This is a genomic window from Gordonia iterans (assembly GCF_002993285.1).
GTDB classification, from domain to species: domain Bacteria; phylum Actinomycetota; class Actinomycetes; order Mycobacteriales; family Mycobacteriaceae; genus Gordonia; species Gordonia iterans.
Window position 1 is genome coordinate 1,729,711 of the sequence record NZ_CP027433.1, and the last position, 12,548, is coordinate 1,742,258.

12 protein-coding genes and 1 tRNA gene are annotated in these 12,548 nt (G+C 69.6%); 7 read left to right on the forward strand and 6 right to left on the reverse strand.

Translation table 11 applies throughout. The annotated features are described in order from the left end of the window. Window positions 1-9: 9 nt before the first annotated feature. Together rph and rdgB are read left to right on the forward strand one after the other, a co-directional pair. Window positions 10-765, forward strand: coding sequence for a ribonuclease PH (rph, locus tag C6V83_RS07945; RefSeq protein ID WP_105941946.1), 756 nt, complete (start codon window positions 10-12; stop codon window positions 763-765). Window positions 766-772: 7 nt separating this feature from the next. Beyond that, window positions 773-1,429, forward strand: coding sequence for an RdgB/HAM1 family non-canonical purine NTP pyrophosphatase (gene rdgB / locus C6V83_RS07950; RefSeq protein ID WP_267893977.1), 657 nt, complete (start codon window positions 773-775; stop codon window positions 1,427-1,429). 45 nt (window positions 1,430-1,474) lie between these two features. On the opposite strand, the gene C6V83_RS07955 is transcribed toward rdgB, so the two are convergent. Both C6V83_RS07955 and C6V83_RS07960 read right to left on the reverse strand, forming a co-directional pair. Further along, window positions 1,475-1,852 (reverse strand): DUF3817 domain-containing protein, encoded by a 378-nt coding sequence (locus tag C6V83_RS07955; RefSeq protein WP_105941947.1) that lies wholly within the window; start codon window positions 1,850-1,852, stop codon window positions 1,475-1,477. After that, on the reverse strand, window positions 1,849-2,277 hold the full coding sequence (locus C6V83_RS07960) for a transcriptional regulator (protein ID WP_105941948.1): 429 nt from the start codon (window positions 2,275-2,277) through the stop codon (window positions 1,849-1,851). Before C6V83_RS07960 ends, C6V83_RS07955 begins: the two co-directional genes overlap by 4 nt. A gap of 173 nt (window positions 2,278-2,450) precedes the next feature. Between C6V83_RS07960 and C6V83_RS07965 the strand changes: the two genes are divergently transcribed. Together C6V83_RS07965 and C6V83_RS07970 are read left to right on the forward strand one after the other, a co-directional pair. Continuing rightward, a complete protein-coding gene (locus C6V83_RS07965; protein ID WP_105941949.1) occupies window positions 2,451-4,997 on the forward strand; it encodes an ABC transporter ATP-binding protein/permease in 2,547 nt (848 codons plus the stop codon). Continuing rightward, window positions 4,994-6,700, forward strand: coding sequence for an ABC transporter ATP-binding protein (locus tag C6V83_RS07970; RefSeq protein ID WP_105941950.1), 1,707 nt, complete (start codon window positions 4,994-4,996; stop codon window positions 6,698-6,700). Before C6V83_RS07965 ends, C6V83_RS07970 begins: the two co-directional genes overlap by 4 nt. Before the next feature lie 20 nt (window positions 6,701-6,720). Here C6V83_RS07970 and C6V83_RS07975 read toward each other — a convergent pair whose 3' ends face one another. Continuing rightward, window positions 6,721-7,341: a LysE family translocator gene (locus C6V83_RS07975; protein ID WP_105941951.1), complete on the reverse strand. Its 621-nt coding sequence runs from the start codon at window positions 7,339-7,341 to the stop codon at window positions 6,721-6,723. 99 nt (window positions 7,342-7,440) lie between these two features. On the opposite strand from C6V83_RS07975, the gene C6V83_RS07980 reads away from it, so the two are divergent. Together C6V83_RS07980 and C6V83_RS07985 are read left to right on the forward strand one after the other, a co-directional pair. Next, window positions 7,441-7,902: an Lrp/AsnC family transcriptional regulator gene (locus tag C6V83_RS07980; protein ID WP_105941952.1), complete on the forward strand. Its 462-nt coding sequence runs from the start codon at window positions 7,441-7,443 to the stop codon at window positions 7,900-7,902. Between the two features lie 48 nt (window positions 7,903-7,950). Then, window positions 7,951-8,032 (forward strand) — tRNA-Leu (locus C6V83_RS07985). A 72-nt stretch (window positions 8,033-8,104) separates the two neighbouring features. Here C6V83_RS07985 and C6V83_RS07990 read toward each other — a convergent pair. Continuing rightward, window positions 8,105-8,488, reverse strand: a complete 384-nt coding sequence (locus C6V83_RS07990) for a MerR family transcriptional regulator (protein WP_105941953.1) — start codon at window positions 8,486-8,488, stop codon at window positions 8,105-8,107. A gap of 183 nt (window positions 8,489-8,671) precedes the next feature. Between C6V83_RS07990 and C6V83_RS07995 the strand changes: the two genes are divergently transcribed. Beyond that, on the forward strand, window positions 8,672-10,189 hold the full coding sequence (locus C6V83_RS07995; protein WP_105941954.1) for a SulP family inorganic anion transporter: 1,518 nt from the start codon (window positions 8,672-8,674) through the stop codon (window positions 10,187-10,189). Here the strand turns inward: C6V83_RS07995 and C6V83_RS08000 are convergent. Then, entirely contained in the window at window positions 10,161-11,780 is a 1,620-nt protein-coding gene (locus tag C6V83_RS08000; protein WP_105941955.1) for a hypothetical protein, read from the reverse strand. The genes C6V83_RS07995 and C6V83_RS08000 overlap by 29 nt on opposite strands. 69 nt (window positions 11,781-11,849) lie before the next feature. Then, window positions 11,850-12,386 carry a cupin domain-containing protein gene (locus tag C6V83_RS08005; RefSeq protein ID WP_105941956.1) on the reverse strand — a complete coding sequence of 179 codons (537 nt, stop codon included), beginning with the start codon at window positions 12,384-12,386 and terminating at the stop codon, window positions 11,850-11,852. Window positions 12,387-12,548: the final 162 nt, after the last annotated feature.

The following is a 12,548-nucleotide window of genomic DNA, read 5'->3' on the forward strand; positions in this document are numbered from 1 at the left end:
AGTTCAGACGTGACCACACGAGCAGACGGACGCGCTGACAACGAACTCCGGCCCATCACCTTCACCCGCGGTTTCACCACCAATCCGGCAGGCTCGGTCCTGGTCGGCTTCGGCAACACCCGCGTGCTGTGCACCGCCTCGGTGACCGAGGGCGTGCCGCGCTGGCGCAAGGGCTCCGGCCTCGGATGGCTGACGGCGGAGTACGCGATGCTGCCGGGCGCGACCCACGAGCGCTCCAGCCGAGAGTCGGTGCGCGGCAAGGTCGGCGGCCGCACCCACGAGATCAGCCGCCTCATCGGCCGGTCGCTGCGCGCGTGCATCGATCTGGCCGCGCTGGGGGAGAACACCATCGCCATCGACTGCGACGTCCTGCAGGCCGACGGCGGCACCCGCACCGCCGCCATCACCGGCGCCTACGTGGCCCTCGCCGACGCCGTCACCTGGCTCGGCGCGGCCGGGAAGCTGGCCGATCCGCAGCCGCTGAGCTGCATCATCGCCGCGGTGAGCGTGGGCGTGGTCGACGGCCGCGTCCGGCTGGATCTTCCGTACGAAGAGGACTCGAGGGCCGAGGTCGACATGAACGTGGTCGCCACCGATGCGGGCACCTTCGTGGAGATCCAGGGGACCGGCGAGGGGGCCACCTTCCCGCGCGGCACCCTCGACAAACTGCTCGACGTCGCCTCGGTGGGCATCGATCAACTGGTGCAGGCGCAGCGCGCCGCCCTGGCCGAGCCGTATCCGGGCGAGCTCCCGACCGCCGAGTGAGGGCGGCGTGAGCGACTCCGCGGGCGCGGCCCCGGCCGGAACGGTGCTCTTGGCCAGCAACAACGCCAAGAAGCTGGCAGAACTGCGGCGGGTGATGGACGGCGCGGGCATCCGCGGCCTGCGCGTGCTCGGTCTCGGCGACGTTCGCGCGTATCCGGAACCGGTGGAGAACGGCGCGAGTTTCGAGGAGAACGCGCTGATCAAGGCGCGCGCCGCTGCCGCCGCAACGGGGTTACCCGCGCTCGCCGACGACTCCGGGCTGGCCGTCGACGCGCTGAACGGGATGCCCGGCGTGCTGTCCGCGCGATGGAGCGGTGCCACGAACGACGGCGTGGACCGCGATACGGCGAACAACGACCTGCTGCTCGCGCAACTCGCGGACGTTCCCCCCGAGCGCCGCGGCGCCGCCTTCGTGTCCGTGTGCGCCCTCGTGCTGCCGGAAGGCGAGGACGCCGTCGCGCGCGGGGAATGGCGGGGGCGCATCGTCGTCGAACGTCGCGGGGCGAACGGCTTCGGGTACGACCCGCTGTTCGTGCCCGACGACGACCTGGCCGCGGGACGCACCTCGGCAGAACTGACCGCCGACGAGAAGGATTCGCTCAGTCACCGCGGCAAGGCGCTTGCCAAGCTCGTGCCTGCGCTGCGCTCACTGGCCACGGAGTGAACGCCACCGGCCCGAGCCGGCCGGGACGGTGGCGACTGGGTGTCGCTATAGACCGAACTCTGCGCGCACCTCCTGGGTGCGCTTGTGCTCCACCCAGAAGGACAGGAACGGGATGGTTCCGGCGAGGCAGGTCAGAATCGTCTTGCCCGCGGGCCAGCGGATCTTGACCGCTAGATCCACCGTGAAGATCAGGTACAGCACGTACGCCCAGCCGTGGACGATCGGGACCCACTTCATGATGTCGAGGTCGACGTCGTAGCCGTACTTGGCGATCATCTCGGCCACCAGGACCAGCAGCCAGACACCGGTGACCCAGGCCATCACGCGATATCGGACGAATGCCGAGCGGATCTTGTCGATCGGCACGGTCACCGGCCGGGACGTCGGGGCTGCCGCGGTGTCGGTCGACGGGTTCTCGGTCACGTGGGGTCCTTCGGTGGTGCGGGCGCCGGACTCGGTTCGTCGAGTTCGGCCAGGTAGCGGTTGTACTCGGCGAGTGCCGGGTCCGGGGCGTCGTCGGCCAGCGCGGCGACCGCGGGGTCGTGCGCGGACGGCCGTTCGGGGAGCAGGCCCTCGGGGATCTCCGTGGGTCCGCCGCGCGTGCGTTCGGCTTCGGCGACCTCCGGGTCCGCCTCCATCACCACGAAGCGGCGGTAGGCCCAGAAGATCGCCACGGCGAACGCCGGCCACTGCAGGGCGTAACCCAGATTCTGGCCGGTGCCGGAGGAGGATTCGAAACGCCCCCACTGCCACCAGCCCAGTGCCAGGCACGCGCAACCGGCGACGATCACCAGCGCGATCAGCGCCGGACGGTGTCGCCGCCGGGGAGCCTGAGGGGAGTCGTGCACGTCTTCGACGGTACCTGGCCTGCGGGGGAGAACTCGAACCCGCCCGGCGTGGCCTCGACCACGCCGGGTCGGCGGGCGCGCAGGTTCGGCGTCGTGCGTCTACCAGCGGGTAGACGAGCGGGCGAGGCGAGTAAGCTGACCCTAAATTCGCTGCCGAGAAGACGGGGTTTCGCGTGGGCAAGGGATTTCAGGGCGCGGTGCTCCGCGCCCTCGGCGCCAAGGAACATCTGGCGACGGTGGTCGGGATCGAGCGAGTGTCCTCGGCGGTTCTGCGCATCGACTTCGTGAGCGACACGCTCTTGTATGCCGAAGGCGAGAAGCCGTCGGCGTGGATTCGGGCCTGGTTCCCCGACGTCGAGGGCGGCGGCAAGGAATACCAGCGCGGCTACACGCTGATGGATCCGGATCCGGCGACCGGCTCCTTCTCGATCTGCTTCCTCATCCACGAACCCGCCGGGCCCGCGTCGAACTGGGCGCAGCACGCCGAACCCGGAGACCAGCTCGTGATGCAGCGCATGGGCGGCGACGGGTGGGGGCTCGACGACCCGCAGCCCGCCGGGTATCTGCTGGTGGGGGACGTCGCGGCGTGGCCCGGCATCGTCTCGATCATCGGCGCCGCCCCCGTCGGCGTGCCCATCCGTGCGCTGATCGAGTACACGCACGACGACGACCCCGACCTTCCCGTGCCCGAGCATCCCGACCTGGATCTGGCCTGGGTGCCGTCGCGTCCGGACGGACGCGCCCTGGTCGATGCGCTCGGCGACGACGACTACCGCGGCTGGAAGTCATGGGTCGCCGCGGAGAGCAAGGCGACCCGACTGGTCCGCACCAAGCTCGCCGGAGACCACGGCCACAACAAGGGCACCATGCACGCCCAGGCGTACTGGATCGTCGGCAAGGCGATGGGCAAGCAGACAGAGGCACCGGCCGAGGCTGCACGCGGGACGACGGCAGGGCAGCCCACCGGCGGCACACCGTCCGCTGCGGTTCCGGAGACCCCGCAAGTCGCCGCCGAGTCCGTGCTGAGTTCGGCGCGGCCGGCGTTCGTGCTCTCGGGCGTCCTCGCGCTGGTGCTGGCCGCGCTGGCCGTCGTGCCGCTGATCCTGTTCGCGGAGCTGGCTCAACGTCTCGTCGCCGGAGCTGATCGCACCGAACTGCTGCGGATCGGGTCGATCGGCGTGATCGTGCTCCTGGCGGGCACCGCGCTCAGCGCGATGCTGATCACCGCGCTGCACTTCTACGACCAGTTCTTCGCGGCGGCCCTGCGTCGCAAGGTGATGGAGAAGTTCACTCGCCTCCCGCTCGGCTGGTTCCTCGGACGACGTCCCGCCGAGGTCCGCAAGCTCGCGCAGGACGACATCAACGCACTGCACTACCTGGTGACGCACGCCGTGATGGATCTGGTCACCGCCGTCGTGACGCCGCTGGTGATCCTCGGCTACCTCTTCGCGGTGAATTGGACGCTGGCGCTGGTGCTGCTGGTGCCCGTCGTGGTCTACCTGGTGCTGGTGATCCGCATGTCCGCGGGTGACCGGCCGCGCCTGACGCGGATGCTGCAGTGGAGCGCGACCCTGCCCGGCGACGCCGAGCGCTACATCACCGCCCAGCCGGTGAGCCGGGTCTTCGGCGATGCGGCGACCGTGGATCTGCCCGGCGAGGTCTCGGCGATGGGCCGGTTCCTGAAGGACTGGCAGCACGCCACCATCGACACCAAGGCGATTCTGATCCAGCTCAACCGGCCGATGACCTCGATGGTCCTGGTCGCGCTGGCCGGCACCGGACTGATCGTGATCGGCTGGATGCCGGCGACCGCGATCTTGCCGTTCCTGATCCTGGGCACCTCGTTCGGCGACCGGCTGCTGGCGGCGTCGTACGCGGCCAACGGCCTGCGCGAGGGCATGGCCGCCAAGTCGTCCCTGGACCTGCTGCTCACCGCCCCCGAGTTGGCGCGTCCCGAGCCCGATGAGGCCGTCACCGCGGCCGGAGCCGGTCCGGCCGCGCTGCGCTTCTCGCAGGTGGACTTCGCCTACACGGCGGGACGGAACGTGCTCACCGGGTTCACCCTGGACCTTCCGCCGGGCGGCACCACCGCCGTGGTCGGGCCGTCGGGTGCGGGCAAGTCCACGGTCGCGGCGCTCGCCGCGCGCCTGTGGGACCCCGATGCCGGGTCGGTCAGCCTCGACGGAGTCGATCTGCGGCGGTTCGACGAGGAGGCGCTGCGGCGCCAGATCGCCGTCGTGCTGCAGGACGTCCAGCTGGTGCACGGCACCGTCGCCGAGAACATCGCGCTCGGGATGCCCGATGCGACGCGTGAGCAGATCGTGGCCGCCGCGCGCACCGCGTACATCGCGGAGGTGATCGAGGCGCTTCCCGAGGGCTACGACACGGTGATCGACCGCGACAGCCTGTCGGGCGGTCAGCGCCAGCGCATCGCGATCGCGCGGGCGATCCTGGGCGATCCGCGCGTGGTGGTGCTCGACGAGGCGACCGCCGCCGCCGACCCGGACTCGGAATGGGAGGTGCGTCAGGGGCTTTCGCGGCTGCTGGCGGGCCGGACGGTCCTGGTGATCGCGCACCGGCTGCACACCGTCGCGCAGGCCGATTCGATCGTGGTGCTCGACGAGGGCCGGATCGTCGAACAGGGAACGCACGACGAGCTCGTGGCCGCCGGGGGCCTGTACGCCAGAATGCACGCATCGGCCATGGAGGCGCTGTCATGATCTACTCCGACGTCGTCGCCGTCACCGGCGCCCAGGGACGGGCCCCGCGACGGTTGTTCGTGACGCTCACCGTGCTGTCGACGGCCCTGCAGGCTGCCTCCGTGATGACCCTCATCCCACTGCTGAACGCACTGTTCGGGGATCGACCGTCGCAGGCCTGGCCGTGGGTCGGGCTGCTGGTGCTGCAGCTGATCGTGGCCTGGGCCGCCGACATGGTCGCGACTCGTGCCGGCCTGCGCCTGGGCTTCAGCTTCATCGATCGGATCGAGTCCGCGGGGCTTTCCGCGATCCGGCGGCTCGACCCGGGGGAACTGCACTCCACGCGGGCGTCCAAGCTGCGCGACCTGGTCGCGACCGCCGCCCCCGAGTCGGTGTCGATGGTGGTGCTGTTGGGGTCTCCGCTGATCCACGCCCTGCTGCTGACGCCGTTGCTCGCGCTGATGCTGCTGGGCGTGGCCTGGCAGCTGGCGCTGGTCGCGCTGGCCGGCGGCATCGCGATGTTCGCCGCGCTCGCCGCGAGCCGCCGGGCGATCGCCCGTTCCGAGGAGGCCTTCGCCGACGCGGGACGCGATCTGGACGACCGCGTCCTCGAGTTCGCGTGGGCCCAGCCGACTCTGCGCGGCGCAGGCGCGGGTACCGGCACGGTGGACGAGGTGCTGGCGGCGTCGCGGTCGCGCGGTCTGAAGCTGCTGGCCTGGCAGATCCCCGGCGACACGCTCTTCTCGGTGGTGCTGCAGCTGGTGCTGCTGGCTTTCGGCGCCACCACCGGTGCGCTGTATCTGTCCGGCGACCTGTCCGGCGTGACCGCGGCCGCCATGGTCGTCGTTCTGCTGCGGATCGTCGAAACGACCGGTTCGCTCTCGCTGCTGTCGACGCCGTCGGCGTCGGCGGCCCGCGTGTTGCAGACGGTGCGCGAACTGGTCGAGGAGCACGAGCGCGAAGGTGATCCGCGTGCTGCGGCGGTCCGGACCGACGCGCGTCCGCGGGTGCTCGGGACCCGCGAGCTCGGGTTCGTGTACCCGGACGGCACCCGGGCCCTGGAGAGCGTGGACCTGTCGTTGCCCGCGGGCGGAATCACCGTGATCGTCGGGGGGTCCGGATCGGGCAAATCGACGCTGCTCGACGTTCTCGCCGGACTCCGCGAGCCGACCGAGGGCGCCGTACTGATAGACGGCGGGACGGTGTCCGCTGCGGCGCGGCTGGCCGCGGTCTCGGTCGTCTTCCAGAGCACTCAGTTGCGGCCGGGCACGCTCCGACAGAACATCGGCGCGGTCGACGACGGCGGGCTGGCGGTGCTCGCCGAGCGCGCTCGTCTCACCGAACTCCTCGAGACGTTGCCGTCGGGCTGGGACTCGCGCGTCGGGGAGGCCGGCAACGCGCTGTCCGGCGGCGAGCGCCAGCGCGTCGGCCTGGCCCGCGCACTGGCCAAGCCGTCCGGGCTGTTGCTGATCGACGAGGCGACGTCGGCCCTCGACACGATCACCGAGCGCGCCGTGGTGGACGCCCTGGAACAGGTGCGCGGGGAACGGACGACGGTGATCGTGACGCACCGCCCGGCACTGGTGTCACTGGCCGATCAGGTGGTGGTGCTCGACGAGGGCGCCGTCGTCGAGTCAGGCCGGGTGGACGATCTGCTCGCCCGCGGCGGAGTGTTCGCCGACCTGTGGAAGCGCTGGCGCGAGTCGGAGGGCTGGCAGGTCTAGTGTCCCGTGTGGTTCGCGGGTCAGTGGGCGATCACGAATCGTTCGACGACGAGGCTCGCTCCGACGACGACCATCGCGACGCCGGACACCCGTGACACCAGTCGCGCGGCCCGCGGTCTGCTGGCCAGCATCCGGTCGGCTGTCAGCCCGAGGGAGAGATAGAACCCGCCGGCCAGCAGCACGTACAGCACACCGAGGGTCGCGAGCTGCGCCGTCAGCGGCCAGCCGCCGTCGGGTGTCGTGAACTGCGGCAGGATCGCCAGGAGCAGCAGGATGCCCTTCGGGTTGAGACTGCTCACCGCGACGCCCCGGCGGAGGTGACCGCCGGCCGGTGCGCTGAGTTCTGCGCTGATCGTGGTACTCGATGCGCTGCGGAGCGTCGTGACGCCCAGGTACACGAGGTACACCGCGCCGCCCACAGTCAGCAGGGTGAGGATCAGCGGGGTCCGGGCGATCAGGGCGCCGGCGCCGGCCGCCACCGCCGCGGCGATCAGGAGGTAGCCGACCATCAGGCCGCCGACCGCCCGGGCGACCTTTCGATCACGGACGCCGGAGCCGAGCACGAATGCCCAGTCCGGGCCGGGGACGGCGATCAGCGACAGTGCCAGCAGCGCGAACGCGAGGGTGGTGGCGAGGTCCATGGGGTCTCCCTTCTTCGTATGCAAACCGTATCGATGAACAGGGAGAAAGTGTTCCTGACCTTTCTGCCGAATTGGGAGGACTGTGGAAGAATAGTCGCTGTGGATCGGATAGATCGGAAGATTCTTTCGGAGCTGCAAGCGGACGGGCGGCTCAGCCTGACCGACCTCGCTGCCCGCGTCGGACTGACGGTCTCGCCGGCGCACCGCCGTGTCCGCGATCTGGAGAAGTCGGGGGCGATCACCGGCTATCGCGCGATGATCGATCCGGAGCAGGTGGGACTCGGCTTTGAGGCGCTGGTGTTCGTCACGATGAATCAGGAGCATCGTGCGTCGCTGCTCGCCTTCGAGGACCAGGTGGCGAAGGTCCCGAACGTGATCACCGCTCAGCGGCTCTTCGGCGACCCCGACTATCTGCTCCGGGTGCGTACCGCCGACATGGATGCGTACGCGCGGCTGCAGGACGAGGTGCTCGGTGTGCTCCCCGGCGTCCAGCGGCTGACCTCGACGCTGGTGATGAGGACGATCGTCGAGGACCGCCCGTATCCCACCGGGCTGCGCTGACTCGGGTTCCCGGCGGACGGAAGGCTGCGGGTAACGTGTGACCCGCATGCGCGAGTGGCGGAATTGGCAGACGCGCTGGATTTAGGTTCCAGTGTCTCCGGACGTGGGGGTTCGAGTCCCCCCTCGCGCACGGAATCGGGTGCTCCGAGATGGATCGACAGGCCTGGACGGATGGCGGCGGCAGAGCTCGTGATGCGCCGCCCTACTGTTCGATGTGCGCGCTGAGCAGCCGGATGAACTCGTCGGCGGCAGCGAGTTGCTCGGTGAGCTTGGCCCGCCGTTCTTGTGCGTCGGTGAGGAAGTGCGACATGGCGATGGCGCCGTCGGTCCCGGTTTCGTCGTCGCACCGCATGCTGTCCAGCGCGCGAAGCAGATCGCCCATCTGCTCCAGGGAGTAGCCGAGCGGCTTCATTCGGCGGATGAGCATGAGTCGGTCGTAGTCGTCGTCGGTGTAGAGGCGGAACCCGCCTGCCGACCTTCCCGACGGAGTGAGCAGCCCGATCTGGTCGTAGTGGCGGATCGTCCGCAGCGACAGGCTGGTGCGCTGAGCAAGCTCCCCGATCTGCATCATCCCGGTCTCCGGCATCGCGTGGCCCTTTCCCTCTCGATTCGATCCAACCCTTACGTTACGTTAGAGTCGTGGCCTGTGTCCGCACACGGCGGGCGATCTCCGGCGACCATGCCCCGGGAACGGGATAGTCGCGTTTCGGCGCGTTGGACTCGTTCGCGACGGAGCCATGAGTCGCGGCGGACCTTGGAGGCCAGTTTCATGCGCACGGTGACCGCGAACGCCGACGACCGCTACCGCGCCGAGCCGTCGGTGATGACGGCGCTCAAGTCGCCCCGCATTCTCACTCGCGAAGTCCTCGCCGGTCTCGTCGTCGCCCTCGCCCTGATTCCCGAAGCGATCAGCTTCTCCATCATCGCCGGGGTCGACCCCAAGGTCGGCCTGTTCTCGTCGTTCATCATGGCGATCACCATCGCGTTCGTCGGCGGGCGTCCGGCGATGATCACCGCTGCCACCGGAGCGATCGCCCTCGTCATCGCCCCGGTCGCCCGCGAGTACGGCATGGACTATTTCATCGCCACCGTGCTGCTCGCGGGCGTGATGCAGATCGTGCTTGCGGTGTGCGGGGTGGCCAGACTCATGAGGTTCATTCCGCGCAGCGTGATGGTCGGCTTCGTCAACGCGCTGGCGATCCTCATCTTCACCGCCCAGCTCCCGCACTTGGTCGACGTGCCCTGGGCGGTCTACCCGCTGGTCGCGGCCGGGCTGGTGATCATGGTGTTCACGCCGAAGATCACCAAGGTCGTCCCGGCGCCACTGGTGTCGATCGTCCTCGTCACGGCCGCGGTGGTGATCTTCTCGATTCAGGTGCCCAACGTCGGTGACCAGGGCGAACTCCCCAGGAGCCTGCCCGAGCTGTTCGTCCCGAACGTGCCCTTGACCTGGGAGACGCTGACGATCATCGCGCCCTACGCGCTCGCGATGGCGCTGGTCGGACTGCTGGAGTCGCTGATGACGGCCAAGCTCGTCGACGACGTCACCGACACCCGTTCGAACAAGACCCGCGAGTCTTGGGGGCAGGGTGTCGCCAATCTGGTGTCGGGCTTCTTCGGCGGCATGGGCGGGTGCGCGATGATCGGGCAGACCATGATCAACGTCAAGGCCTCCGGTGCACGTACCCGCATCTCGACGTTCCTGGCCGGCGTGTTCCTGCTGGTCCTCATCGTCGCGCTCGGCGACGTGGTCGCGATCATTCCGATGGCCGCGCTGGTCGCCGTCATGATCATGGTCTCAGTCGCGACCTTCGACTGGCACTCCGTCAGGCCCGCCACGCTCAAGCGGATGCCGAAGAGCGAGACTGCGGTCATGGTCGTCACCGTCGCCGTCGTCGTCGCGACTCACAACCTTGCGATCGGGGTCGTGGTGGGAGTGTTCGTGGCGAGCGTGATGTTCGTGCGCCGTGTCGCTCACCTCGTCGACGTCACGCGCGAGATCACCGAACAGAACGGTGAGCAGACCGCCCGCTACACCGTCACGGGGCAACTGCTGTTCGCCTCCAGCAACGACCTCACCACCATGTTCGACTACCTCGACGATCCCGACCGGGTGGTGATCGACCTCTCCCAATCACACGTCTGGGACGCCTCGACTGTCGCCGCGCTGGACGCGATCGAGACCAAATACGCACAGCACGGCAAGGACGTCGAGTTCGTCGGGATGAACGACTACACGAGCGCTTTCCACGCCCGCCTCACCGGAGGCCTCGGCGCGGACCATTGACGTCGTGGTCGGTCGCCCGGCTGCGTGGAGTGCTGCGTCCGGGAGTGGATGTCTGCCTGGGCTTCGGGGTGCGCACCCCGTTCGCGTAGTCGGTCTTGTTCTTCTCCGCGCCCAGCCCGGTGCCGGTGGTGTCGTCCTCGCGCAGGCACATGCCGCGCACGACGTGGTGGTAGGTCACCAGGCCGTAGGTCAGCGGCAGGTTCAGCGTCGCGCCGATGATCCGGAACGGTGCGGGAGCGATGCCGGCTGGATTCGTCAGCGCGTCGCCGATCTCGGTGAACAGGTGAACGGCCAGGTAGTACGAGTAGTAAGCGGCCGTGAGCGACTTGGTGACGGTCAGATCGTGAAGGGGCACCGTCTCGGCCAGGTTCGCGCCGGAGCCGAGGTTGTGGCCCAGCCCGATCAGGATGTCCAGCGGAGCGCCGCCGAGGTAGGGGATTGCGCCGCCGATGTAGGAGCCCATCGTCTCCAGCGTGCTGAAGTCGGCTGGATCGGCGGGGATCAGGTGGTGGGGGATCCGGACGGACTTCATCTGGCGCAGGATGCGCTTGGTCTCGGCGTCGATGCGGCGCTTGCCGGCCGGGCCGGTCTGCGCCTTGGCCGCCTCGGCGGTGCGGGTCACGATCCTCCCCAACGAGAGGTCGCCGATCGGGGTGCAGCTCTGGGCATCGGCCAGGCCCAGTTGCTCGGCGATCGAGCGGATGATCGGGTGGATCGGGATGTCGTAGACGACGTCGTCGCTCGGCTTGCCGGCTAGGTCCTTCTGCTCGTCGGTGACCCGGGCGACGCACTGATTCAGCACGGCGGCGCTGATCGCGTCGTAGAGCGCGGTCAGGCCGAGCCGGGTGGCGGCGAAGCCGACCGTCAGCAGCAGGCTGTACGAGACGAAGCTCAGTGCCTCGATGGGCGCGCCGCCGAGGTCGAAGACGTGCGGGCCCACCTCGACGGCGAGCCGCGCCGGCGCCAGCACCGTGGTGAAGAAGTACAGCCAGGCCGTCTCCACCGCCTGCGAGAGCGTGATGTTGGCGACCGGAATCGCCTCGTTCTCGCGGCCGTCCCGGATCTTGAGCAGCCCGGACAGCAGCACCTGAGAGTGCGGGGTCCGGTACTTGACCGCGGGATCGTCGTCGTCGGCGCCGAGCGTCCAGGGGTGTTCGGAGATCGCCAGCGTCGACACCGTGATGTTCTGCATGTCGCGCCGGATCAGCTTCTGCTGCTGGCGTGCGGCGCGCTGCAGCGCGGGCGGCAGACTCGGGATCGTCGACTGCACCAGCGAATCGAAGACGACGGCGAGCGTGGTGAACTCGCCGCTCACGCAGGTGGTGTCGGCGCCCTCGTTCTCCTTGAGCGGTTCGAGTAGGGGCTTCGGGCTCGCCGCGATGCGCTCTTGCCGCTCCTGGAAGGTCTCGGCCGGCGGCGCGCCGGCGTCCTGATGGGCGACGGGCACTGCGTGCGCCGCCGCCGGCGCGGCGGCGAGTTCCACCGCCCGGCTGTCCGGTGCGGCGGCCTGCGCCAGGAACGTCCCGATGACCACGACGGTCGTTGCTTCCACGAACCAGTGCTGCGCGCGCGGGCGTCCCGACTTCTTCACGTTGCTCCAGTGACCCGACCGACCTGAACAGGCGGGACGTTACCGGAGAAGGGGCGGCGTCGTAGCGGTTTAGATACGAAAGTGTCGCGAACTTGTCGCGTCGGGACGGTGAACGACGACGACGGCCCCCGCGGGTCGGTCGTCGAGCGCGACGAAGCGGTGCTCGACGTCGCCGTCCCAGGTGAGCGCCTCACCGGTGTTCAGCTCCAGGGCGCCCTCGGGTGAGGCCGCCCGGATCCGCCCGGCGGTCACCAGCAGCTGGGCCGTCGCGCGGGGATGACCGCCGGAGACGGCCGAGTCCGGCCCGGGGACGAGGTCGAGTGCGCGGATCTCGGTGGTGACTCCGTCCTCGGTCCGGACGTCGAGGACCCGGTTCTGCGAGGCTGCGCCCCGCCGCGCGAGCAGTCGGTGCACACCGCTGCGGATTCCGCGCGCCAGCGCGGGAACCGTCGGCAGAGTCGGCAAGGGGAGGCCTCCGGTCGGCTCGGCACTCGTCGACGGCGGTGCGTCTGCGCTCGGAGTGAGCGCGGCGACCGAGAGTCTGCGGGCGTTGCCGGCCTCGCGGAGACGTTCACCGATGAGGCCGCTGATCTCTGGCTGTTCCACGGTCGACAAGGATATGCGGAGCGAGTCGGTCGCCGCTCAGAGGTACGGCCGGGTGATCAGTTCCAGGTAGTGGCCGGACGGATCGAGAAGGTAGTCGCCGCGTCCTATCAGACCGCGACCAGGTCGCCGATCCGGGAGCGGCCCGCCGGGGCCAGACTGGTC